Origin of the sequence: Stenotrophomonas sp. NPDC047960 (assembly GCF_043204395.1) — a bacterium.
Lineage (GTDB): Bacteria > Pseudomonadota > Gammaproteobacteria > Xanthomonadales > Xanthomonadaceae > Stenotrophomonas.
Genome location: NZ_JBIDBX010000001.1, coordinates 100,572 through 123,679, shown reverse-complemented (window position 1 = coordinate 123,679; position 23,108 = coordinate 100,572). Strand labels below are relative to the sequence as shown.

Below are 23,108 nucleotides of genomic sequence, written 5' to 3'. Positions count from 1 at the left end.
AACGAACACAGCGCGAGCGCAGCGTCCGCGCAGCCACCGTTCGCACGCCCCAACGCCGTAACAAGCCCCTCTGTTGAGGGGCTGCCCCGACAGGGGCGGGGAGAGGAAGCAATGCGGGGGCAACGGCGCTACGCGCCGTTGCAATCCCCCCTCTCCGTCAGGCACGCAAAAAAGGCCACCCAATGGGTGGCCTTTTTCGCGTGTCTGGCGGAGAGGGGGGGATTCGAACCCCCGAGGCGCTATAAACGCCTGCCTGATTTCGAGTCAGGTACATTCAACCGCTCTGCCACCTCTCCAGATGGTCCCCGGCGAACCGGGGAGCGAATAATACGGTCAGGAGCCGCCGACGGCAAGCCATTCCGGCGCTCCCGATGAATTTCTTCTGTATCGATGCCTTGCCGGATGTCCGCAGGGCCGCGATCATGCCGTTATCCCTCGGCAATACACTCCTGGCCTGCGCACCTCCATGATCGAATTCGGACACCTGACCCACCCTGGCCTGCGCCGTGACCTCAATGAGGACACCTACTACGGGGACGGAGAGCTGGCATTGTGGCTGGTGGCCGATGGCATGGGCGGGCACGCCTGTGGCGAGGCGGCCAGCGCGCTGGCGCGTGAAACCATCGTGCGCGAGATCCGCCAGGGCGCCACGCTGGCGCACGCGATCCGGGTGGCCGATGAGGAAATCATTCGCACGTCGCGCCGCCGCAATGACAGCCTGCCGATGGGCACCACCGTGGTGGCCGCACGGGTCCATGGCAACCGCTATGAAGTGGCCTGGGTCGGCGACAGCCGTGCCTATCTGTGGCGCGACGGCAAACTGGCACAGCTCAGCCAGGACCACAGCGTGGTGCAGGAAATGGTGGCGCAGGGCAACCTCACGGCCGAAGAAGCGCGCGCGCACCCGCACCGCAACGTGGTGACCCAGGCGCTGGGAGTGACCGATCCCGCGCACCTGAATGTGGCCACCACCGCCGGCGAGCTGCGCCCGGGCATGCAGCTGCTGCTGTGCAGCGACGGGCTGACCGAGGAAGTGGAAGACACCGGCATCGCCCGCACCCTGGCCTACGACGACGCCAGCGCGCAGGAATGCGTGGATACGCTGGTGGCGGCCGCGCTGGATGGTGGTGGGTCGGACAACATCACGGTGATTCTGGTGCGCTGCCATTGATTCAACCGGGTCACGACCAACGGTCGTGACCTACCGCGGTGGCTATGCCACCGCCTCTTCGACCTTCGGGCCATCCCAGATGGCATGCCCGGCCTTCTTGCGCAGCTTGGCCAGGCGCGCTTCGTGCGCCTCCCGTTCCGATGCCGTTGCCACCACGCGCGGGCGAGGCAGCAGACGGCTGGTGTCGAAAGCCTGCGCATGGGCGGTGCCCGGGCGGGCGTCATCGGCCGAACCAAAGCCGATCTCTTCCTGCCCGGAGGTCAGGGCGATGTACACATCGCCCAGGATCTGCGCATCGAGCAGGCCACCGTGCAGCTGGCGGTGCGCGTTGTCCACGCCCAGCCGCTTGCACAGCGCGTCCAGTGAGTTGCGCTGGCCCGGATAGCGCTCGCGCGCCATCTTCAGCGTATCGATCACCGTGCAGCGGTCGGTGATCTTTCCGTACTGGTCGCCCAGCAACGACAGTTCGTAATCCAGGAAGCCCAGGTCGAACGCGGCGTTGTGGATGATCAGCTCGGCGCCGTCGATGTAGGCGAGGAATTCTTCGGCCACCTGCGCGAATACGGGCTTGTCCGCCAGGAACTCCAGGGTCAGTCCAGTAACCTCCTGGGCGCCCTGTTCAAACTCGCAGTCCGGCTTGAGGTACTGGTGGAAGTTGTTGCCGCTCGGGCGCCGCTCAAGCAGCTCCACGCAGCCGATTTCGACGATGCGGTTGCCCTTGCGCCATTCCAGGCCGGTGGTTTCGGTATCGAGGATGATCTGACGCATGGGCTTAGTGTACCGGGCCGGCAGCACGGATCCGGATCGCGGCGTCGCGCGCCAGCGTATCCACCCGCTCGTTGTCCGGGTCGCCGGAATGGCCCTTCACCCAGCGCCAGTCGATGCTGTGCTTCTGGGTGGCCGCATGCAGCCGCTCCCACAGGTCGCGGTTCTTGACCGGGTCGCCGCCGGCGGTTTTCCAGTTCTTGCGGATCCAGCCCGGCAGCCACTGGGTCAGGCCTTGGCGCACGTATTGCGAATCGGTGAACAGCACGATCTCGCACGGTTCAGTCAGTGCTTCCAGGCCGGAGATGGCCGCCATCAGCTCCATCCGGTTGTTGGTGGTGTGCGCTTCGCCGCCGCTCAGCTCACGCTCGTGGCCCTTGTAGCGCATCAGCGCGGCCCAGCCACCGGGACCGGGATTGCCGAGGCAGGAACCGTCGGTGTGGATTTCAATCGTTTTCAATACAACTCCAAATCAAGTCGCCACGGTGCCGTGCCAACGGCGTACCGGCAGTGGCGTAGGTCCTGGCAGGGCCAGGGTGCGTTTTTCGGCAGTGAACAGGCAGGCCGCGCGCAGCGCGGCGATGCTGCCGCGCTCGGGGGCGCGGTCGCGCCACATCGGGCCCAGCCAGGCCAGGTCGTCACACGCAAGCCCCGCCCGCTCCAGGCTGTGGCGCAGCCGCTGCGGGGTGCGCACTACCAGCCCGTGCCGGCGCCACTGGCTGCGGAACGGGCTGAACGGATTGAGGGTGGACAGCCACAGGCGCCCACCCGGCATCAGCACGCGCTCGCATTCGACGATGAGATGTTCGGCGTCGCGCGCGGTCACGTGCTGCAGCACGATGGCATTGAAGCTCTCACTCTGGAACGGCAGCGGCAGCGCGCAGGTGACATCGCCGGTGTAGCCGCCTTCGCTGCGGTACAGGCGCACACCCTGCCCCGGCAGCGCGGCCGCCTCCAGCCAGGCCGGGGTCGGCGCGATCCACAACCAGGGGTTCAGTGGGTACGACGCCAGCACCGGTTCAAGTGCCTTCCGCTCCAGCTCACGCAACGCCTGCGCCGGTTCAGTATCAAACCAGGATGCGACGGAAGCTTGACGGGGGCTCGGCGCGGCGGGCATGGTCCAATTCTATGCGACTGACTGCCCTACCCGCATTCGCGGACAACTGCATCTGGGCGCTGGTCGCCGACGACGGCCGCGCGATCGTGGTCGACCCCGGCCAGTCTGCCCCCGTACTGGCCGCCGCAGCGCAGCACGGCTGGCACCCGCACACGGTACTGCTCACCCACCACCACGAAGACCATATCGGCGGCGTGGCAGAGCTGCAGGCCCGGTTTCCGGGCCTTGAGGTGATCGCCCCGGACGATCAGCGCATTCCCGGCGCCACGCGCCGGGTGGGCGAAGGTGAATGCATTCAGGCACTGGGGCTGGAGATGCACGTAGTATCCGTGCCCGGACACACCCGGTCGCATATCGCATTTCACAGCGCTGAACATCTTTTCAGTGGCGATGCGTTGTTCAGCCTGGGCTGTGGCCGGATGTTCGAAGGTACGCCACCCCAGCTTCTGGCTTCCCTGCTCAAGCTGGCGTCCCTGCCGCCGCACCTGTTGTTGTGCTGCGGCCATGAGTACACCGTGTCAAATGCCGTCTTCGCGCGGCATGTCGACCCCGCCAACGCCGCGCTAGCGCGACGCCAAGAGGAGGCACTGGCCATGCGCCGCGATGAACGCCCAACGCTGCCCGTAACATTGGCAAGCGAGCTGGAATGCAACCCGTTCCTGCGAACCGATACACCCGCCGTCCGCGCTGCTGTCAGCCAGCATCTCGGTCGCCCCGTCACCGATGAAGTCGATGTCCTGGCGGGTCTGCGGGGCTGGAAAGACGGATTCCGAACATGAGTCGGCGATGGTTGCCGCTCGCGGCAGGCCTGGCGATCGCCCTGGCCGGCACCGCGGGCGCCCAGTCGTTGAGTGCGGGAATGTCGCAGAACGTGGCCGGACTTTCGCAGCTGCCACTGGACCCCGCTGCCCTTCCAGCGCCCTCGGTCCGCAATGGCCAGGAGATCTTCGCCAGTTTCCGCGAGGGTCTGGCCGAACCGACCTGCAATGCCGAGGCCACCAGCCCGCGCTGGCAGAAGCAGTTTGCCCATGCGCCGTCACGCCTGGCCAATCAGGATGACGACGCCCTCGTGCTGTTCGGCTATGTGGTCGAGGAGCTGCGTAAGGCAGACCTGCCTACCGAGTTCGCCCTGATCCCGTTCGTGGAAAGCGGCTATCGGCCAAATGCACGCAATGGCGCCGGACCGGCGGGCCTGTGGCAGTTCATCGCCACCACCGCGAAAAACCATCGCGTTCAGATGACCAGCGGCTATGACGGGCGCCTGTCCGCCGTCGATTCCACCCAGGCCGCAGTGCGCTACCTCAAAACCCTGCATGGGATGTTCGGCGGCGACTGGCGCCTGGCGACCATGGCCTACAACGCCGGCGAGTACCGGGTGCTCCAATCGCTGCGGAAAGCGGGCATGAACGCCCAGAACGCGCGGCCCGCCGCATTGCCGGGGCTCTCGCCGGTAACCTATTCCTACGTTGAAAAGCTGCACGCGCTGGCCTGCGTGCTGGAAGATGCCGAAACCACGCCGGCCGTGATGGCCTCGCTGGACCGCACCGTGCCCGTGCTGAAGGGACATACCCTGCCGGCCGGCACCAGCGTGCAGCAGTGGGCCGCGCAGCGGGCGCTGGACCCGGCGCGCATCGCCCGGCTCAACCCGGCCCTGGCCACCGGCAAAGGCCGTCCCAGCGGCCAGGTGACTGTGCTGGCCCCGGCCACCCACGCACCTGTCGATCCCTCGGTGATGCTGGCCAAGGCCGACGCGCCGGTCTCGGACACGGTCAGCCCGCGTACCGAGACCCAGTTGGCCGGCCGCAGCGTGGCCAGCGCCGATCGCCCGAAGGCACGCCGGCACACCGTGCGCAACGGCGAATCGGCATGGACGATCGCCAAGCGCTACGGGATGCCGCTGAAAGCGCTGCTTTCGCTGAACAACCTCAGCGGCAGCAGTGTGCTCAAGCCCGGCGCGGTGCTGCGCGTCGAGGATTGAGGCGGACAAGGCGTGACAAAAAAAGGCCCGGCATTGCCGGGCCTTTTTTCGTATGCGCTCAGCGAACCCTTAGAGGTTCGCTTCTTCGATCTGCACTTTGTAGTGCTTGCGCATGGCCTGGATGAAGGCCTTGGCCGAGGCCATGCCGTCGACCTGGTCCAGCTGGTCCTTGAACTGCTGCTTCTGCTCGGCCGGCACTTCAGCCAGATTCGGGGGGGTCACCTTGTTGACCGCAAACACCACGTAACGGTCCTGCACGGCGACCTTGCCGTAGCTCGGCTTGCCTTCGGTCGGAGCCGGGGCAGCAAACACGGCGCGGTTGATCTCCGGAGTCGGCACCGGCTGGGTGCGCGGCAGGCCGGGCAGCGGGCTGAGCTGCAGCTTTTCTTCGGCGGCCACGGCCTGCAGGCTCTGCCCGGCCTTGAGCTTGGCCAGCAGCGCGTCGGCGGCCTTGGCCGAGACCTGGCGGTTGCGGTCGGCACGGATCGCGGCAATCACGCCGTCGCGGGCCTTGTCCAGCGGCAACGCCTGTTCCGGGCTGTGGTCGGTCACGCGGATCATCACGCTGTGGTCGGGCGTGATCGCGATCGGGTCGCTCACGGTGCCGTCCTGCACCAGCACATCGGAGAACGCCGCACGCAGCACCGCGGGGTTGGCGGCAATGCCGCTGGCGGTGTCGCGGGTGAACGGGCCAATGGTCTGCACCTTCAGCTTCAGCGCATCGGCCGCGCCCTGCAGCGAGGTCGGGTTCTTGTACACCTGGTCGACCAGGCGGCCACTCAGTTCGGAGAACGCGCCTTCGTTGTCGGCCTTGAGCTGCTCGGCGGCAAGCTGGTCACGGACTTCCTCGAACGGACGCTGCTGGCCACCACGGACCTCGCGCAGCTGCAGCACGTGGTAACCGAACTCGGTCTTGACCGGTGCACTCACCTCGCCTGCCTTCATGCCGAACAGCGCATCTTCGAACGGCTTGACCATCGAATCGCGTTCCACCCAGCCCAGGTCACCCCCGGTGGCCTTGGAGCCGGTGTCGTCCGAATTGGCCTTGGCCAGCGCGGCGAAATCCGCACCCGGCGCCTTGGCCTGCGCAGCCAACGCGGCTGCCTTGGCTTCAGCAGCCTTGAGCTTGGCCGGATCGCTGCCGTCGGCGGCAATCAGGATATGTGACGCAAGGCGGGCCTCGGGCGTGGAGAACCGCGCCTTTTCATCGGCATAGCGCTTGCGCAGCGTGGCCTCGTCGGCGGCAGCCGCCGGCGGCAGGGTGGCCGCGTTGATTTCCACGAACTCCAGCGACACGGTTTCCGGCTGGCGGAAATCCTTCGGATGGCTGTCGTACCACTGCTTGATCTGCGCGTCGGTCACTTCGGCGGTATCGGCCGGCAGTTCGGGCAGCGCGGCGATTTCAACGTCGCGGGTCTCACCCAGCAGCTTCATCAGCCGCTCGGCCTCGGCGCTGGTGACAAAGCCCGATTCCTGCAGCGCCTGCGGAATGATCGACTGCTGCAGGCTTTCGCGCACCAGCGTTTCGAACTGCGCCGGGGTGCGCGGCGGATTGCCGGTGCTCAGTGCCAGGCGGTACTGATCCTGGTTGAACTTGCCATCGGCACCGATGAACGCCGGGATGGAGGCGATGGTGTCGCGCACGGCGGCGTCGCTGATGACGATGCCCGACTGTTCACCTGCCAGGCGCACGACCTGCTCGTCGACCATCTGGTCGAGCACGGCACGCTTGTTTTCGGCGCTTTCGAACTCGCGCGGGTCGAAGTTCTCGCCCTGCTGTTGGCGGGCCTGCTGGCGGGCCTGCTCGAATCGGGTACGGAATTCTTCCGCACTGATTTCATGGTGCTGCCACAGCAGCGACATCGGCCACCACGACGGCGCCGAGCGCCACCAGGTCGGCGGCGCTGCCACCTTGGCAACGTTCTGCGCACCGACACCGCCCAGATAGCTGGAGTCGATCACGAACAGGAACGGAATCATCAGCAGCCCCAGGATCACGGTAACGATCCAGCCCGAGGTCTTGTCGCGAAGTTTCTGCAGCATGGGAAAAATCAAGGCCCGATTGGCGAATCCGGCAGTGTACCCCGCTTCGCGCCACTCCCCAACAGGGGCGCCCGGCAGACGGGCATCGCGCAAAAAAGAAAAGCCCCTGGTCTGCACCAGGGGCCTTCAAGAATTGGCGGAGCGGACGGGACTCGAACCCGCGACCTCCGGCGTGACAGGCCAGCATTCTAACCAGCTGAACTACCGCTCCGCGCTTGAAACTTTGCAGGCGCTCATTATATCCGAAGATATTCAGAAAACCCACCCCGAAGTAATGCTTTTCGAGGATTTTTTGTAACTGGCGGAGCGGACGGGACTCGAACCCGCGACCTCCGGCGTGACAGGCCAGCATTCTAACCAGCTGAACTACCGCTCCGCACTAAAACCTTGTTGCTGCCTTCCACGACGATCTGGATCGTTGCAGAAAACAAGGCCCCCGATCGCTCAGGGGCCTCGTTGAAACTGGCGGAGCGGACGGGACTCGAACCCGCGACCTCCGGCGTGACAGGCCAGCATTCTAACCAGCTGAACTACCGCTCCACATTTCAAACTTTTTTACTGGCGGCGCATGGTGGGTGCTGAGGGTTTCGAACCCCCGACCCTCTCCGTGTAAAGGAGACGCTCTACCGCTGAGCTAAGCACCCCAGCAAGCCGCTTAGTTTACGGCATCCTTCAGGGCTTTGCCAGCCTTGAACGACGGATTCTTCGATGCAGCGATCTTGATGGTGTCGCCGGTCTTCGGGTTGCGGCCGGTACGGGCAGCGCGGTCGCGCACCTGGAACGTACCGAAGCCCACCAGGGTCACCGCATCACCGCCCTTCAGGGCCTTGGTGACGGACGCGATGACGGCATCGACAGCGCGGCTCGACTCGGCCTTGGTCAGGTCCGCGGCTTCGGCAACGGCGTCGATCAATTCGGTCTTGTTCATTCTGTACAGCTCCTTTGGCGGGGATTCCGCATGTTCGACAGTGAAGCATCCGACCCACAACGTGGCCGGACGCCAGTGAAGTTCTCGATTCGCACCCGCCAGCGTCTGCTGGCTTGCGAGTGGTGCTTTTATACCAGCGCACCCCTACCCGCGCAAGCTGAAAAGCCAATAACGACGCGGGTTTCGGGCACTTCCTGCCCGCGCGTCAGTGCTTGACGCGCGTGGTGGAAGCTGTCTTGCCCTTGCCTCGCACTGTGACGCGTTGCCCATCCTTCTTGGGCTTCGGCGCGGTCAGCGGCGTTTCCAGCGCCAGGTCCAGCACTTCCTCAATCCACTTCACCGGAATGATCTTCAGGTCGCGGGTAACGTTGGCCGGGATGTCGGCCAGGTCCTTGCGGTTCTCTTCGGGGATGATCACGGTGGTGATGCCACCGCGCAGCGCCGCCAGCAGTTTTTCCTTCAGGCCACCGATGGCGGTGACCCGCCCACGCAGGGTGATCTCGCCGGTCATGGCTACTTCGGCGCGGATCGGCACCCGGGTCAGCATCGACACCAGCGAGGTCACCATCGCGATGCCGGCGCTGGGGCCATCCTTCGGGGTGGCACCATCGGGTACGTGCACGTGCACATCGTGCTTCTGCAGGAACTCGGCATCGATGCCCAGCCGCTCGGCACGCGAACGCACCACCGACAGCGCGGCCGAGGCCGATTCCTTCATGACGTTGCCCAGCTGCCCGGTCAGGATCAGCGCACCCTTGCCCGGGACCAGGGTGGATTCGATCTGCAGCAGGTCGCCGCCCACTTCGGTCCAGGCCAGGCCGGTGACCAGGCCCACTTCGTTCTGCTCCTCGGCACGGCCGAAGTCGAAGCGGCGCACGCCCAGGTACTTTTCCAGGTTCCTGCCGTTGACCACCACCAGCGCCTTCTTCTTCGCCGCGGCCTTCTTGCCGGCCTTGGCCGGCTTGGCCAGCACGTCCGGACCGCCCAGCGCGATTTCCTTCACCACCTTGCGGCAGATCTTGGCCACTTCGCGCTCGAGGTTGCGCACGCCCGATTCACGGGTGTAGTAGCGCACCACGTCCTGGATGGCGTCGGCCTCGATTTCCAGTTCCTCCGGCTTCAGGCCATTGGCCTTGAGCTGCTTGGGCACCAGGTAGCGCATGGCGATGTTGAGCTTTTCATCCTCGGTGTAGCCGGGGATGCGGATCACTTCCATGCGGTCCAGCAGCGGGCCGGGGATGTTGAGCGAGTTGGAGGTCGCCACGAACATCACTTCGGACAGGTCCAGATCCACTTCCAGGTAGTGATCGTTGAAGGCGTTGTTCTGTTCCGGGTCGAGCACTTCCAGCAGCGCCGAGGACGGATCGCCACGGAAGTCCATCGACATTTTGTCGATCTCATCGAGCACGAACAGCGCGTTCCTGCTTCCCACCTTGTTGAGGTTCTGCACGATCCGGCCCGGCATGGAGCCGACATAGGTGCGACGGTGACCACGGATCTCGGCCTCATCGCGCACGCCGCCCAGGCTCATGCGCACGAACTTGCGGTTGGTGGCCTTGGCGATGGACTGCCCCAGCGAGGTCTTGCCCACGCCGGGCGGGCCGACCAGGCACAGGATCGGGCCCTTCATCTGCTTCACGCGCGACTGTACCGCCAGGTATTCCAGGATGCGGTCCTTGACCTTGTCCAGGCCGAAGTGATCGGCATCCAGCGTGTCCTGGGCCACCTTGAGGTCTTTGCGCACCTTGGTGCGCTTCTTCCACGGCACGCCCAGCAGCCACTCCAGGTAGTTGCGCACCACGGCCGCCTCGGCCGACATCGGCGACATCTGCTTGAGCTTGTTGAGCTCGGCCTTGGCCTTGGCTTCCACCGGCTTGGGCATGCCTGCTTCGGCGACCTTGCGCGCCAGCTCTTCCAGCTCGCCGGGCGCATCGTCGAGATCGCCCAGTTCCTTCTGGATGGCCTTCATCTGCTCGTTGAGGTAGTACTCGCGCTGGCTCTTCTCCATCTGCGACTTGACCCGGCCGCGGATGCGCTTCTCCATCTGCTGCACGTCGATTTCGCCGTCGACGAGGCCGACCAGCATTTCCAGGCGATCGCCTACCTGCAGGGTTTCCAGCAGGCGCTGTTTGTCGGCCAGGCGCACGCTGATGTGCGCGGCGATGGTGTCGGCCAGGCGTGCCGGCTCATCGATGCCGGCCAGGGTCTGCAGCAGCTCCGGCGGCAGCTTGCGGTTGGTCTTGACGTACTGCTCGAACAGCGACATCAGCGAGCGCGCGATGGCCTCGACCTCGCGCGGTTCGCGCGCGTCGTCCGATTCGATTTCCTCGGCCACGCCGTGCAGCGAGCCATCGCGCTCGGTGACCTGGGTGACGTTGACGCGGGACAGGCCCTCGACCAGCACCTTGATGGTGCCGTCGGGAAGCTTCAGCAACTGCAGCACCTGGGCCAGGGTGCCGACCTGGTAAAGATCGGCGGCGGTGGGATCGTCGGTCTCGGCCGACTTCTGCGCCAACAGCAGGATGCGCTTGTCCGCTTCCATCGCCTGCTCCAGCGCATGCATGGATTTGTCACGGCCGACAAACAGCGGAATGACCATGTGCGGGAACACCACCACGTCGCGCAGCGGCAGTACCGGCAGGTCGAGAGTCTCAGTTGGGGAACGGGCCATGTGGGCTCCAGTTGAGCAGTGGGGATGGCCTCCGGGCAGCGTTGCCCGGATACAAAAAAGCCGATGGCCCCGTTATGGGGCCATCGGCGTCCAGATGCAAGATGCTCTGAAAAACGTCCATCAATTCAATTGCTTGAACCGATTATTCCGCGCCTGCCGCCTTCTGTTCAGGGGCCGGCGGGGTCTGGTAGATCAGGTACGGCTCGGACTTGTGCTCGATCACCGATTCGTCCACCACCACCTTGCTGACGTTTTCCGCCGAGGGCAGGTCGTACATGGTATCCAGCAGCACCGATTCGACGATGGTACGCAGGCCACGGGCACCGGTCTTGCGCTTGAGCGCCTTGCGGGCAATGGCCGACAGCGCGTCCGGGCGGAACTCGAGCTCGACGTGCTCCATCTCGAACAGCTTCTTGAACTGTTTGGTGATGGCATTCTTCGGCTCGGTCAGGATCCTCACCAGGGCTGCTTCATCCAGCTCTTCCAGGGTCGCCACCACCGGCAGGCGGCCGACGAATTCCGGGATGAGGCCGAACTTGATCAGGTCTTCCGGCTCGACTTCGGCCAGCACCTTGCCCACTTCCTGCTTGCGCTCGGAGCTCTTCACCTTGGCACCGAATCCGATGCCGCCGGCGTCGTTGGAACGCGCCTGGATCACCTTGTCCAGACCGGCGAACGCGCCACCGCAGATGAACAGGATGTTCTTGGTGTCCACCTGCAGGAATTCCTGCTGCGGGTGCTTGCGCCCCCCCTGCGGTGGCACGCTGGCGACGGTGCCTTCGATCAGCTTCAGAAGCGCCTGCTGCACGCCTTCACCGGACACGTCGCGGGTGATCGACGGGTTCTCGCTCTTGCGCGAGATCTTGTCGATCTCATCGATGTAGACGATGCCCTGCTGCGCCTTTTCGACGTCGTAATCGCACTTCTGCAGCAGTTTCTGGATGATGTTTTCCACGTCCTCGCCCACGTAACCGGCTTCGGTCAGCGTGGTGGCGTCAGCCATGGTGAACGGCACGTTGAGCAGGCGGGCCAGCGTTTCGGCCAGCAGCGTCTTGCCCGAACCGGTCGGGCCGACCAGCAGGATGTTGGACTTGGCCAGTTCGACTTCGTCGTTCTTCTGGCGGCTCTCGATGCGCTTGTAATGGTTGTACACGGCCACGGCCAGCGTGCGCTTGGCCCGGTTCTGGCCAATCACGTACTGATCCAGGACTTCGAGGATCTCGCGCGGCTTGGGCAGCGAACTGCGCGCCGACTGCGCCTTTTCCTCGAGCTCTTCACGGATGATGTCGTTGCACAGCTCCACGCATTCATCACAGATGAACACGCTCGGCCCAGCAATCAGCTTGCGCACCTCATGCTGGCTCTTCCCGCAGAAGGAGCAGTAGAGGATCTTGCCGGTTTCCGTGGAACGACCTTGGCGGTCTTCGCTCATGCTTCGCTTACCCAGTTACCCCACCCGCTGAACGGGGGTTCGATTCGAGAATAGCACAGGGTCGGGAGGACGCCAGTCCAGCCCGACCCTGCGGAAACAGACCGGTTTCCCGGTCTGGCGGCACATCATGCCGGGGTGATCGACTCTTCCGGACGGCGCTCGAGCACCTGGTCGACCAGGCCATAAGCCACCGCATCGGCCGCGCTCTTGAAGTTGTCGCGCTCGGTATCGCGCGCGATGGTCTCCAGCGACTGCCCGGTGTGCTTGGCCAGCACTTCGTTCAGGCGCGAACGCAGGGTCAGGATCTCACGGGCGTGAATGTCGATATCCGTGGCCTGGCCCTGGAAGCCGCCCAGCGGCTGGTGGATCATCACGCGCGAATTGGGCAGGGCGTAACGCTTGCCGGCCGCACCGGACGCAAGCAGCAGCGCGCCCATCGAGGCGGCCTGACCGACGCAGATGGTGCTCACGTCCGGCTTGATGTACTGCATGGTGTCGTAGATCGCCATGCCGGCGGTGACCACGCCACCGGGCGAGTTGATGTAGATGCTGATGTCCTTTTCCGGGTTGTCCGCTTCCAGGAACAGCAGCTGCGCCACCACCACGTTGGCCATGTGATCGTCGATCGGGCCCACGAGGAAGATCAGGCGCTCCTTCAACAGGCGCGAATAGATGTCATAGGCGCGCTCGCCGCGGCTGGTCTGTTCGACCACCATCGGAACCATGTTCAGGGCTGTGGTTCGGTTGTCCATTGTGAGGCACCTATTTGGGGGGGAGCGACCCCGCGCCGGAGGCGCGGGGCGTGAAACGCGAACCGTTTACTGGCGGATCGCGTCCTGGAACGACAGCTGCTGCTCGGTGTGCTGGGCGCGCTCGGCGATCCAGTCGATCACCTGCTCTTCCATCACGCGGTTCTGCAGCCCACTCATCAGCTGGGGGTCGTTGCGGTACATCTCAATGACCTGCTCCGGCTCTTCATAGGTCGAGGCGATCAGGCGCATGGTTTCGTTCAGGCGCTTGGGGTCCAGGCGCAGGTCGTTCCTGCGGGCCACTTCGCCGACCAGCAGGCCGACCAGCACGCGCTTGGCGGCGGCGTCCTTGAAGCCTTCATGGGCATCGGCCGGGATTTCACCCGGGTTGCGGCCGCTGCGGCGGATCTGCTCGACCTGCTGGGCCAGCATGGCGCGGGCTTCATTGTCGACCAGGCGCGGCGGCATTTCGACCGAGGCGTAGGCGGCGATCAGCTGCTCGCCCACTTCGCGACGCAGGCGGTTCATCAGGGCACCCTTGAGCTCGCGCTCCAGGTTGGCGCGGATGTCCTTGCGGAACTGCTCCACGTCACCGCCCTTCACGCCGAAGCTCTTGATGAACTCGGCATCCACCTCCGGCAGCACCGGCGCGGAGACGTCCACCGCTTTGACAGTGACCTTGACCTGCTTGCCAGCCAGCGCAGGCACGCGCCAGTCGGCCGGGAACTCCACGTCCAGGGTCTTCTCTTCACCCTTGGCCAGGCCAACCAGGCCCTGTTCGATCTGCTCGAACATCATGCCCTGGCCCACCACCACGCTGCCCTTTTCGGTGCCTTCGGCAGGCAGGCGCTCGTCGCCAGCCTGCGACCAGGTTTCCAGCGCCACCAGGTCGCCCTCCTGGGCACCCCGGTCCACCGGGCTCCAGCTGCGGCGCTGCTCGCGCAGGTTGGTGATCATCTGATCGATGTCGGCGTCATTGATTTCGGCGGTGTGACGCACGACAGTCAGCTTGCTGACGTCGACGTCGCCGAAGTCCGGCACCAGCTCGACGGTGGCCACGAACGAGAACTCGCCCGCGTCGCCCTTGTCGATGCGCGGCGCGCCGGCAATGCGCAGCTCGTGCTCGCGGATGGCCGCATCGAAGGTTTCACGCAGCAGGCCGTCGACGGCTTCGCTGCGAACCTGCTGGCCGAAGCGCTGCTCGATCACCTTGGCCGGTACCTTGCCCGGGCGGAAGCCCTTGATGCGCGCGGTGCGCGCGATTTCACCCAGGCGGCCGCTGATGTGGGTCTGCAGGCGGTCTTCCGGCAGCGAGAAGGTCAGGCGGCGTTCCAGATTGCCGGTGGATTCGATCGAAGCTTGCATGTTGACTCCTGCCAACCGGTGGCGAGGCCCCCGGCACGATGTGATTGGATGAAACGGGTTGAGAACGCGGGGTCGTGGACGCGCCTGCCCGCCGCAGCCCTGTAGTTTGGCCGATAACGGCCAGCGCCGCCAGCATGGTGCCGGGAACGTCAATCCGGGGCGTGTTCAGGAGGGCCTCTGCCCGTCAGCTGGTGCGAAAGGGGGGACTCGAACCCCCACGCCTTGCGGCACTGGAACCTAAATCCAGGGCGTCTACCAATTCCGCCACTTTCGCGCTGGTGCGCATTGTACGTGAAGACCGGAAGCAGGTCGCCGGTCGGGACGCGCCATGCGTCTCTGCGGGGTGGCAGTTCGCGCGCAAGAAAAAAGCCACCCGGCGGACCGGATGGCTTCTGTCTTGGTGGGCTGTCAAGGATTCGAACCTTGGACCTATTGATTAAGAGTCAACTGCTCTACCAACTGAGCTAACAGCCCGAAAATCGGGAGGCGAATTATGACGCAATGCCGCACGGGCTTGCAAGCATTTTTTATGAACCCCTGCCGATCAGGCAAGAAAAAAGCCACCCGGCGCACCGGATGGCTTCTGTCTTGGTGGGCTGTCAAGGATTCGAACCTTGGACCTATTGATTAAGAGTCAACTGCTCTACCAACTGAGCTAACAGCCCTGAAAATCCAGGCACATAGTGTAGCGTTTGCGCCTTTTTTTGCAACCCCGGTTCACTTCCGGTGAAACGGGTCCTTCAAATCAGTGGGGTGGCTGAGGGGATTCGAACCCCCGACCACCGGAATCACAATCTGATTCCGCTGATCTTGAACCCCAGCAAGTGCAAGCACTTACGAGACGCACATCGTAACAGGTGACATCACGGGTGACAACTAGGTGACGCCTAGTGCCGTCACAGGTGACGCGAGGTGACGCCGAATAAAGTGGTCATCTTCGGCGGACCTCTCCTAGGACAACCATTCAGAACTACTCATTGCTGTTCACCACCGAGGACTACTACAGTTCCACATAGGTCCACCCAGGACCAACAACCGAACCACTCAGGACCGTACCGGGCAGCCCCCGGTGCGGTCCTCCCGTTTTGACTTTTGCATCCCCCGAGGGCAAACGATGACGACTTGGCAAGAGAACGACCTGCACGCCGCCCAGCTCGAACTGGAGAAGGAAAGCACCAGCCTGGGCATTGCCCGCTACGAGAAGATCAGGGAGCAGCGCCAGGAGGCCGAGACCGGCCCCGGCCGCAAGCTGGTCATGGAGAGCATCGACGCCACCGCCGCCGCGATCATGGCGTTCGTGGCCGAAGCCGACACCGGCAAGCCGGGCAAGCGCCACGCCGCCCTCAAGTTCATCCGCCACCTGAACCCCCACGCCCTCGCCTATCTGACCAGCTTCACCTGCGTCAACGCGCTGGTCGCCGATCACCGCAAGGCGGTGTCCGTGGCGATCACCCTGGGCCACGAGGTAGCCAACGAGATCAACTTCTCCCTGCTCCGCGAGAAGCACCCCGGCCTGTACCGGGTGGTCCAGGAGCAGCTCAAGAAGTCCACCTCGGCCCGGCACTCCACCGCCGTCATGCGGCACGTCATCGCCGACGCCGAGTTCGCCCCCGAGGACGACAAGCGCCTCTACCTGTCCGACAAGGACGCGCTGCTGGTGGGCATGAAGCTCATCGAGCTGTTCGTCGAGGCGACCGGGCTGGTCGAGCTGGTCACCGTGGCCGAGCGTGGCAAGCGCCACCTGCTCATCGCCGGGAATCAGAAGGTGCTCGACTGGCTGACCAAGGCCCACGACAGCGCCGCCCTGTACCAGCCGGTGCTGATGCCGATGGTCGTCCCGCCCCGTCCGTGGACCACGCCCCGCGACGGCGGCTACCTGACCGACATCGGCGGCCGGGCTGACCTCGTGCGTACCCGCAACCGCGCCTACAAGCGCGAGCTGGCGCTGGTCGATATGCCCAACGTCTACCAGGCCCTCAACGCCATCCAGGCAACCGCCTGGAAGGTGAACGTGCCCGTCCTGGAGGTCATGCGCGAGCTGTGGAACGCAGGCGGCGGTGTCGCCGGGCTGCCGGAGCGCGAGCTGATGGACCTGCCGAGCCGCCCTGCCCTGCTGGAGACCGACCCGGACTACTTCAAGGAGCACCACGCCGACGAGTTCAAGGAATGGAAGCGCGACCGCGCCAAGGTCTACGAGGCCAACGCGCGCAGCGTGTCCACCCGCCTCGCCGCCGCGCAGAAGATCGCCCTTGCGGAGAAGTTCGCCGAGTACCCCGCGATCTACTTCCCGCACAACCTCGACTTCCGCGGCCGGTGCTACCCCCTGCCCCCGACGCTGACCCCGCAGGGTGATGATGCGGCCAAGGGCCTGCTGACGTTCGCCCAAGGCGTGCCGCTCGGCGAGGACGGTGCCTACTGGCTCGCCATCCACGTCGCCAACTGCTTCGGCGTGGACAAGGTGTCGTTCGAGGAGCGCGTGGCCTGGGTGCGCGAGCACGAGGAGCAGATTCTCGACAGCGCCCTCGATCCGCTGGACGGCCAACGCTTCTGGATGGACGCCGACAGCCCGTTCTGCGCGCTGGCCGCGTGCTTCGAGTGGCTCGGCTACAGCCTCAACGGCCGCGATCACGTCTCCCATCTGCCCATCGCGCTCGACGGCTCCTGCAACGGCCTCCAGAACTTCTCGGCCATGCTCCGCGACTCCGTGGGCGGCGCAGCCACCAACCTGATCCCGCAGCCGAAGCCCGCCGACATCTATTCGCGCGTGAAGGACGTGGCCCAGGAGAAGCTGCGCGCCCGTGCCGAGAGCGGCGACCCGCTGGCGATCAAGCTGGACGGCCAGCTCACCCGTGACATCGTGAAGCAGCCGGTGATGACGCTGCCCTACGGCGTCACGAAGTCGGGCATGCGCGCCCAGGTGCTCTCCAAGTTCAAGAAGCTGGGCATGGAGGACGATTGGGAGACCGCCGAGTACCTGGCGACCCTGCTGTGGGAGTGCATTGGCGAGGTGGTGATCGCAGCCCGCGCGGCGATGGACTGGCTGCGTGACGCCTCCAAGGTCGCCTCGTCGGCCGACCTGCCGGTGAGCTGGACGACCCCTGCCGGCTTCCCGGTCCTCCAGGAGTACCGCGAGGAGGAAGGCGTCCGCATCCGGCCGCACGTCGGAGGCCGCGAGGTGAATTTAGTGGTCAACATCGGCGGTACTAAGCTCGACCGTCGCAGGCAGACCCTCGGGATCAGCCCGAACTTCGTCCACTCCTGCGACGCCAGCCACATGATGCTGACCACCTGCCTCGCGGCAGAGAACGGCATCGAGTCGTTCGCAATGATCCACGACTCCTACGGTACGCACGCAGGCCAGGCAGCAATCCTCGCCGCCGCACTCCGACAGGCGTTCGTCGATCAGTACAGCGGCGACGTACTGGCCGACTTCCGACAGCAACTCGTCGAGCAGCTCCCGCCAGAAGCGGCAGAGAAACTCCCACCCCTCCCGCCGCATGGCGACCTGGACCTCAGCCTGGTGCTGGAGTCGCGCTATTTCTTTGCCTAGTCCATCCCCCTTTGGCAATTGATACCCCAAACGAGAACATCCACATGAGCATCAACTACCAGCACGCACTGAACACCTACGTTGCTCAGGACCACTTCGGTGTGGTCCTCGGCATCTACAACCCGGCCGAACACGGCACGGTCGAGGAGTTCAAGCACCGCATGACGGAGCTGCACGCAGGTGCGTGATCGCGTCATCGACGGACTGCACTCACGTTCTGCCGAGAGCGCCGCACGCGGCGCTTTCGTCGTGATCGACAGCGTGCAGTCCCTCGGCCACCCGGCCGATCAGGTGATCGGCTTGGCGTGTGCCTTCAAGAACTTCTGCGAAGTGCTCAGCCTCGATCCGATGGAAGTGCTGCGGGTCGTCTCGCGCATGGAGCAGGACTGCCGCTACCGGCAGGTCAACACCCTCAACGCCGTGCGCCGCTACGCGGAGCGCGAGCTGAAACCGCACTACCCGTGATGCGTGACCCGATCACCGACGCCTTCATCGACGAGGCGCTCATCGGCTTCGACATCGACGAAGCCTTCGGCATTTCCGCCGACACCCCGCTGACCGCCGCCGCTGACCTGTGGCGCGCGGGCATCTATCTCCCGACCAACTACGAGACCGACAACTGATGGCAACCAAGAAGCGCGAACGATTCGTCTCCCCCAAGGGCACCGCAGTGTGGCCGCGCCTGAACGAACCGGACACCAAGTTCAAGCCGGAAGGCGAATACACCGTGAGCCTGGCGTTCGACCCGAACGACAAGGACTTCAAGGCGCTGGCGAAGAAGCTGGAAACCCGGCGCGACGAGCTGTTCCAGGAGTTCCTGAGCGAGAACCCGAAGAAGAAGAAGGGTGCCGAAGTGGCCCCGGTGTTCACCGAAGAAACCGACGAGAACGGCGATGACACCGGCCGCGTGCTGGTGAAGTTCAAGATGAAGGCCAGCGGCGTCAGCAAGCGCACCGGCAAGAAGTTCACCATGCGCCCGGACATCTTCGACGCCCGCGGCAAGAAGATCGACAACCCGCCGCAGATCGGCGGCGGCAGCGAACTCAAGGTCTCCTACGAGATCGGCGGCTCGTTCGTCGAATCGGCCAAGAAGTTCTACCTGACCTGCTACATGGTCGCCGTCCAGGTGATCGAGCTGGTCGAGTTCGGCCAGCGCAACGCCAAGGACTACGGCTTCGGCGAGGAGGACGGCTACGAGGCCGCCGACAGCGCGCCGTTCAGCGACAGCGATGACGACTCGGACGACGACAGCGACTCCGACGACGAGGGCGATGACGGCGACTACTGATCCGCTGTCGGTCATCGTGGACACCGCGAGGGGGGCCGAGCATTTGGCCTCCCTCACGTTCCCGTTTGACCCGGTGCCCGCCTCGCGCCCGAAGGTTTCGCGCTGGGGCGTCTACTACGGCAAGACCTACAAGACCTGGAAGGAAGCCGCAGAGAAGCATCTGCCAGCCGGTGACCTGGACCTGTCGCCGACCGATCCGGTTTTAGTGGTCATCATCGCGGTATGCAAACGCGCCAAGACCTCGAAGGCCGCGTTTCCCAAGGGCGACGTGGACAACCTCGCCAAGGGGCCGATGGACGTTGTGACCAAAGCCACCGGCTATTGGGCCGACGACAAGCAAGTCATGTGGCTGCTCTCCGGTAAGCGCTGGGCGCAGCCGGACGAAGAACCACGCACCGAAGTCCACCTCTACAAACTCTAAGTGCGCCTCAAACCTCTGGAATCGGTAGAGGCGCTGTTCGTCCTCGCCAGCATGACCCGCCCCGAGCAGGTCACGACCGGCGAAGAACTCGCACGCCTGCACCGCTCGCAGGGCTACTCGAAGATCGCCGTCCACTTCGTCATCGAACGTGACGGCTCGATCTACGACGGTCGCCCGCTGAATCAGCCCGGCGCTCTCGCCGGTAAGCACAACCAATCCGCATACCAAGTCTGCCTCCTGGGCGGCGTCAACGACGCCATGCAGCCCGAGGACAACTTCACCGAAGCCCAACACGCCGCGCTGCGACGCCTGCTCGCCGCCTACGGCAAGCCCGTCGTGTGGGCACCTGACTTCCCTCGATAGGAGAACCCAACGTGAAACCGCTGCCCCCGCAAACCCAGGTCGTCCTGGATCACCTGCGTCGCCACTCGCACCTGACCTCGTGGCAGGCCGAAGGCGTCTACCGCATCCGCCGCCTTGCCTCGCGCGTCGATGAGCTGCGCGCTGCTGGCTTCGAGATCGAAACGCAGACCTGCGAGGACGCCTCGGGGCAGCGGTACACGCGCTATCGCCTGTCGCGCCGTCAGCGCCGCAGCAAGGCTCCGCTCCTGGAAGCGCGCCGCGCTCCGAAGCAGTACCGCGTCGATGCGCTGCTCCAGCTGTATCGCAACTACTGCACCGACGAGCTGGGCCTCGACGCCAACGATGCGACCGAAGAAGTCGCCGCATTCACCAAGTTCCTGCTGGAGAAGAACGCATGACCAACACTGCCACCACCGTCATTCCGTCCGCGATGCGCCTGGCTTTCGAGCGCGCATGGGCGAGCGCCGACAAGCCCTTCCGCGGCCTGGGCCGCACCGTCAAGGGTGCGCTGAATCGTCGCCTCGGCATTTCCTACCGCAAGCGCATGTGGTCCGTGGAGCGTGCAAAGCGCTGACTCCGAATACCTCCACAAAGAGCCGTGCCCGAACTGCGGCAGCAAGGACAACCTTGCGCGCTACAGCGACGGGCACGGCTACTGCTTCGGCTGCGGTCACTACGAGCCAGCCGAAGGCGAGGAGGTCTCTCAACCCACCAGCAGGAAAACCATGAGCGACTTTGCGAAGGGTGAACCGCAAGCCCTGGCGAAGCGCGGTATCACTGAGGAAGCATGCCGTAAGTACGGCTACTGGATCGGCAAGGACAAGCACGGCAAGACCGTGCAGATCGCCAACTACAAGCGCGATGGCGGCATCGTCGCGCAGAAGCTCCGCTACCCCGACAAGAAGTTCTCGTTCATCGGCGACTCGAAGGCGTGCGGGCTGTTCGGCCAGCACCTCTACGAACCGGGGCGACGCCTCGTCATCACCGAAGGCGAGATCGACGCGCTCTCCGTGGCGCAGGCACTCGGCCTCCGCTGGCCGGTGGTGTCCGTCCCGAACGGGGCGCAAGGCGCAGCCAAGTCCATCAAGCGCGAGCTGGAGTGGGTCAACGGCTTCGACGAGGTTGTGCTCATGTTCGATATGGACGAACCGGGCCAGGCCGCCGCGCAGGAAGTGGCGCTGCTGCTGACTCCCGGCAAGGCCAAGATCGCACAGCTCCCAGCGAAAGACCCGAACGAGCTGCTCCAGCGTGGCGACGCCGAGGCGATCACTCGCGCCATCTACGAAGCGCAGACCAAGCGCCCCGATGGCGTGGTGACGTTCGGCTCCCTCAAGGAGAAGGCACTCAAGCCGGTCTCGATGGGCATGCCCTGGCACGACCCGCGCCTCACCGCGCTGACCTACGGCAAGCGGTACGGCGAGGTCTACACCTTCGGCGCAGGCACCGGCATCGGCAAGACCGACTGGCTGATGGAGGAAGCAGCCTTCATCGCGCAGGAAACCGGCGACCGTGTTGGCCTGTTCTTCCTAGAGCAGCAGCCGGTCGAGACGGCGAAGCGCATGGCAGGCAAGGTTGCAGGCCGCCGCTTCCACGTTCCCGATGGGAGCTGGACGCAGGAGGAACTGGAAGCCGCGTTCGAGATTCTCGACAAGGGCCAGGTGTTCATCTACGACCACTTCGGCTCGTCCGAGTGGGACGTGATCGAAGCCAAGATGGCCCACATGGTCGTCGCCGAGGGCGTCAAGCACATCGTCCTCGACAACCTCACGTCGTTCGCGGCCGGTGCCGAGGACGAGCGGAAGATGCTGGAGGACACGATGGCGAAGATCGCGCAGTTCGCGCAGCGCCACCTCATCTGCATCTACCTGGTCTCGCACCTCGCCACGCCGGAAGGCAAGCCCCACGAGGAAGGCGGGCGCGTGATGCTCCGTCACTTCAAGGGCAGCCGCGCCATCGGCTTCTGGACGCACTTCGCCTTCGGCCTGGAGCGCAACACGCAGGCCGAGAACGAGGCCGAGCGCAACTGCACGACCTTCCGCGTCCTCAAGGATCGCTTCACCGGCCAGTCGAACGGCCAGGTTCTCTACTACAGCTACGACCACGCATCCGGCCGTCTGCTCAATGCAGATGCTCCGGGCGAATACGGCGACTTCGCCGACGAGTCATCCGATGTATCCACCTCCGACTACTGACGGCCGCTCGGTCGTCGGCTTCATCCCAGCTGATGCTCCGCTCTCCTTCGCTGAGAGCCTCGTTCTCCCCTACCAACTCCCGCGCTCCGACCAAGCCTGCCGTGTCATGTACGGCAAGCCAGGGCGGCGCGTGGTCATCCACATCAAAGCCGAGGAACTACCCCAATGAAAGAGATCGTCGCCATCGCAATCGACCTGCTGACCGCCCCGTTCCGCAAGGACACCGTGACCGACGTGGTGAAGGTGCTGGAGGGCCAGGTGGACAAGCTGTTCAAGATCAGCGCCGACCGCATCGCCACCGCCTCGACGCTGCGCGACAAGGCCGATGTCCTGCACTCGCAGGCCGACGAGCACGAGGAAGAAGCCGAGCGCGCACTGCGCGTCGCCGAGCGCTTCACCAACCTGATCCGCTAAGGGACCAACCATGACTGCCGAGCAACACGCTCGGTCCCTGTTCGACGTGTTGCCGGCCGAAGTCCGCCACCTGGTCATCCTGGGTGGCGGAAGCCTGCGCGCGTTCTACGACGGGACCGAAATCAAGGACATCGACTGCTTCTTCGTGTCACTTGCGAGCTACACCTACGTGGCCGCGTACCTGAGCGGCCGTAGCGACTGGACCAGCGAAGCCGCTCCGAACGGTATCCGCAACTTCCGCTCGCCCGAGGGTCACCTCGTGAGCCTGATCGGCTTCGAGTTCGGCACGCCGCACGAGCACTGCGCCCGCTTCGATCTGCGGTGCTGCGCCCATGTCGCCATCTACGAACCCAGCACCGACGAGGTGGTGGTCGTATCCCTCGAAGGCGCGGTTGCCGACGCATCGGAGAAGCTGCTGTTCGTGCTGAACAACAACGGCACCGAGCGCACCATCCGCCGCATCACGCACTACGTCGAGGACTACGGCTACACGCTGCATCCCGACCAGCCCGAGCAGGACGAACTGTTCGAGGACGACGACTTCTCCGGCCACGCGCCGCAGGGCGTCCACACGCCGCCGAAGGCCCCCGAGCCGGAGTACATCCTCCGCGCCCGCCGCCGCGTCCGCGCAATCCCCGTAACCAACCACGGCTACCCGTAA

Annotated in this window: 24 protein-coding genes and 8 tRNA genes; 15 read left to right on the top strand and 17 right to left on the bottom strand. The window is 64.9% G+C overall.

Going from position 1 to position 23,108, the window contains the following annotated elements:
• Positions 1–205: 205 nt before the first annotated feature.
• Positions 206–296 (bottom strand) — tRNA-Ser (locus ACGFZ3_RS00715).
• Positions 297–466: 170 nt separating this feature from the next.
• Here ACGFZ3_RS00715 and ACGFZ3_RS00710 point away from each other — a divergent pair.
• Complete coding sequence (locus ACGFZ3_RS00710; protein ID WP_392915057.1) at positions 467–1,171, top strand: PP2C family protein-serine/threonine phosphatase; 705 nt, start codon at positions 467–469, stop codon at positions 1,169–1,171.
• A 42-nt stretch (positions 1,172–1,213) separates the two neighbouring features.
• Here ACGFZ3_RS00710 and dnaQ read toward each other — a convergent pair whose 3' ends face one another.
• Genes dnaQ through ACGFZ3_RS00695 form a run of 3 tightly spaced genes read right to left on the bottom strand, consistent with a single transcriptional unit; the run spans position 1,214 to position 3,053 of the window.
• Positions 1,214–1,939, bottom strand: coding sequence for a DNA polymerase III subunit epsilon (gene dnaQ / locus ACGFZ3_RS00705; RefSeq protein WP_282247398.1), 726 nt, complete (start codon positions 1,937–1,939; stop codon positions 1,214–1,216).
• Between the two features lie 4 nt (positions 1,940–1,943).
• A complete protein-coding gene (rnhA, locus tag ACGFZ3_RS00700) occupies positions 1,944–2,396 on the bottom strand; it encodes a ribonuclease HI (protein WP_068849587.1) in 453 nt (150 codons plus the stop codon).
• Positions 2,397–2,408: 12 nt separating this feature from the next.
• Positions 2,409–3,053 (bottom strand): methyltransferase domain-containing protein, encoded by a 645-nt coding sequence (locus ACGFZ3_RS00695; RefSeq protein ID WP_392915052.1) that lies wholly within the window; start codon positions 3,051–3,053, stop codon positions 2,409–2,411.
• 11 nt (positions 3,054–3,064) lie between these two features.
• Here ACGFZ3_RS00695 and gloB point away from each other — a divergent pair, with 11 nt between their 5' ends.
• Both gloB and ACGFZ3_RS00685 read left to right on the top strand, forming a co-directional pair.
• Complete coding sequence (gene gloB, locus ACGFZ3_RS00690) at positions 3,065–3,832, top strand: hydroxyacylglutathione hydrolase (RefSeq protein WP_392915048.1); 768 nt, start codon at positions 3,065–3,067, stop codon at positions 3,830–3,832.
• Entirely contained in the window at positions 3,829–5,031 is a 1,203-nt protein-coding gene (locus ACGFZ3_RS00685) for a transglycosylase SLT domain-containing protein (RefSeq protein ID WP_392915045.1), read from the top strand. The genes gloB and ACGFZ3_RS00685 overlap by 4 nt, the downstream gene beginning before the upstream one ends.
• 69 nt (positions 5,032–5,100) lie before the next feature.
• Here the strand turns inward: ACGFZ3_RS00685 and ACGFZ3_RS00680 are convergent, their stop codons facing one another.
• From ACGFZ3_RS00680 to ACGFZ3_RS00620, 13 genes are all read right to left on the bottom strand, one after another.
• The gene (locus tag ACGFZ3_RS00680) at positions 5,101–7,074 is read right to left on the bottom strand and encodes a peptidyl-prolyl cis-trans isomerase (protein WP_392915042.1); all 1,974 of its coding nucleotides are present in this window, start codon (positions 7,072–7,074) and stop codon (positions 5,101–5,103) included.
• A gap of 134 nt (positions 7,075–7,208) precedes the next feature.
• Positions 7,209–7,285: transfer RNA gene (locus tag ACGFZ3_RS00675), tRNA-Asp, on the bottom strand.
• A gap of 88 nt (positions 7,286–7,373) precedes the next feature.
• Positions 7,374–7,450, bottom strand: a tRNA-Asp gene (locus ACGFZ3_RS00670).
• An 87-nt stretch (positions 7,451–7,537) separates the two neighbouring features.
• Positions 7,538–7,614: transfer RNA gene (locus ACGFZ3_RS00665), tRNA-Asp, on the bottom strand.
• 29 nt (positions 7,615–7,643) lie between these two features.
• Positions 7,644–7,718, bottom strand: a tRNA-Val gene (locus ACGFZ3_RS00660).
• An 11-nt stretch (positions 7,719–7,729) separates the two neighbouring features.
• A complete protein-coding gene (locus ACGFZ3_RS00655) occupies positions 7,730–8,002 on the bottom strand; it encodes an HU family DNA-binding protein (protein WP_019185801.1) in 273 nt (90 codons plus the stop codon).
• Between the two features lie 205 nt (positions 8,003–8,207).
• Positions 8,208–10,673 carry an endopeptidase La gene (lon, locus tag ACGFZ3_RS00650; protein ID WP_392915037.1) on the bottom strand — a complete coding sequence of 822 codons (2,466 nt, stop codon included), beginning with the start codon at positions 10,671–10,673 and terminating at the stop codon, positions 8,208–8,210.
• Between the two features lie 142 nt (positions 10,674–10,815).
• Positions 10,816–12,105 (bottom strand): ATP-dependent Clp protease ATP-binding subunit ClpX, encoded by a 1,290-nt coding sequence (clpX, locus tag ACGFZ3_RS00645; RefSeq protein ID WP_392915034.1) that lies wholly within the window; start codon positions 12,103–12,105, stop codon positions 10,816–10,818.
• 125 nt (positions 12,106–12,230) lie between these two features.
• Positions 12,231–12,857 carry an ATP-dependent Clp endopeptidase proteolytic subunit ClpP gene (clpP, locus tag ACGFZ3_RS00640; RefSeq protein WP_038690153.1) on the bottom strand — a complete coding sequence of 209 codons (627 nt, stop codon included), beginning with the start codon at positions 12,855–12,857 and terminating at the stop codon, positions 12,231–12,233.
• 66 nt (positions 12,858–12,923) lie between these two features.
• Entirely contained in the window at positions 12,924–14,219 is a 1,296-nt protein-coding gene (gene tig, locus ACGFZ3_RS00635; RefSeq protein WP_392915030.1) for a trigger factor, read from the bottom strand.
• A gap of 189 nt (positions 14,220–14,408) precedes the next feature.
• Positions 14,409–14,493 (bottom strand) — tRNA-Leu (locus ACGFZ3_RS00630).
• A 124-nt stretch (positions 14,494–14,617) separates the two neighbouring features.
• A tRNA-Lys gene (locus ACGFZ3_RS00625) sits at positions 14,618–14,693 on the bottom strand.
• A gap of 115 nt (positions 14,694–14,808) precedes the next feature.
• Positions 14,809–14,884 (bottom strand) — tRNA-Lys (locus ACGFZ3_RS00620).
• A gap of 449 nt (positions 14,885–15,333) precedes the next feature.
• Between ACGFZ3_RS00620 and ACGFZ3_RS00615 the strand changes: the two genes are divergently transcribed.
• The 12 genes from ACGFZ3_RS00615 to ACGFZ3_RS00560 all read left to right on the top strand — a co-directional run bounded on the left by ACGFZ3_RS00615 (position 15,334) and on the right by ACGFZ3_RS00560 (position 23,108).
• Positions 15,334–17,769, top strand: a complete 2,436-nt coding sequence (locus ACGFZ3_RS00615; protein WP_005412423.1) for a DNA-directed RNA polymerase — start codon at positions 15,334–15,336, stop codon at positions 17,767–17,769.
• A gap of 44 nt (positions 17,770–17,813) precedes the next feature.
• Positions 17,814–17,957, top strand: a complete 144-nt coding sequence (locus ACGFZ3_RS00610) for a hypothetical protein (RefSeq protein WP_005412422.1) — start codon at positions 17,814–17,816, stop codon at positions 17,955–17,957.
• On the top strand, positions 17,950–18,234 hold the full coding sequence (locus ACGFZ3_RS00605; RefSeq protein ID WP_049397849.1) for a hypothetical protein: 285 nt from the start codon (positions 17,950–17,952) through the stop codon (positions 18,232–18,234). The genes ACGFZ3_RS00610 and ACGFZ3_RS00605 overlap by 8 nt, the downstream gene beginning before the upstream one ends.
• On the top strand, positions 18,234–18,392 hold the full coding sequence (locus tag ACGFZ3_RS00600; RefSeq protein ID WP_154267700.1) for a hypothetical protein: 159 nt from the start codon (positions 18,234–18,236) through the stop codon (positions 18,390–18,392). Before ACGFZ3_RS00605 ends, ACGFZ3_RS00600 begins: the two co-directional genes overlap by 1 nt.
• Positions 18,392–19,057, top strand: a complete 666-nt coding sequence (locus ACGFZ3_RS00595) for a hypothetical protein (protein ID WP_004154595.1) — start codon at positions 18,392–18,394, stop codon at positions 19,055–19,057. Before ACGFZ3_RS00600 ends, ACGFZ3_RS00595 begins: the two co-directional genes overlap by 1 nt.
• On the top strand, positions 19,041–19,478 hold the full coding sequence (locus tag ACGFZ3_RS00590) for a RusA family crossover junction endodeoxyribonuclease (protein WP_160314062.1): 438 nt from the start codon (positions 19,041–19,043) through the stop codon (positions 19,476–19,478). Before ACGFZ3_RS00595 ends, ACGFZ3_RS00590 begins: the two co-directional genes overlap by 17 nt.
• Positions 19,479–19,841, top strand: a complete 363-nt coding sequence (locus ACGFZ3_RS00585; RefSeq protein ID WP_004154593.1) for an N-acetylmuramoyl-L-alanine amidase — start codon at positions 19,479–19,481, stop codon at positions 19,839–19,841.
• Positions 19,842–19,852: 11 nt separating this feature from the next.
• Positions 19,853–20,239 (top strand): helix-turn-helix domain-containing protein, encoded by a 387-nt coding sequence (locus ACGFZ3_RS00580; protein WP_004154592.1) that lies wholly within the window; start codon positions 19,853–19,855, stop codon positions 20,237–20,239.
• A complete protein-coding gene (locus tag ACGFZ3_RS00575; protein ID WP_049434079.1) occupies positions 20,236–20,415 on the top strand; it encodes a hypothetical protein in 180 nt (59 codons plus the stop codon). Before ACGFZ3_RS00580 ends, ACGFZ3_RS00575 begins: the two co-directional genes overlap by 4 nt.
• A 151-nt stretch (positions 20,416–20,566) precedes the next feature.
• Positions 20,567–22,033, top strand: coding sequence for a toprim domain-containing protein (locus ACGFZ3_RS00570; protein ID WP_005412418.1), 1,467 nt, complete (start codon positions 20,567–20,569; stop codon positions 22,031–22,033).
• 165 nt (positions 22,034–22,198) lie between these two features.
• Positions 22,199–22,447, top strand: coding sequence for a hypothetical protein (locus ACGFZ3_RS00565; protein WP_005412417.1), 249 nt, complete (start codon positions 22,199–22,201; stop codon positions 22,445–22,447).
• A gap of 10 nt (positions 22,448–22,457) precedes the next feature.
• Positions 22,458–23,108 (top strand): hypothetical protein, encoded by a 651-nt coding sequence (locus tag ACGFZ3_RS00560; protein WP_049434078.1) that lies wholly within the window; start codon positions 22,458–22,460, stop codon positions 23,106–23,108.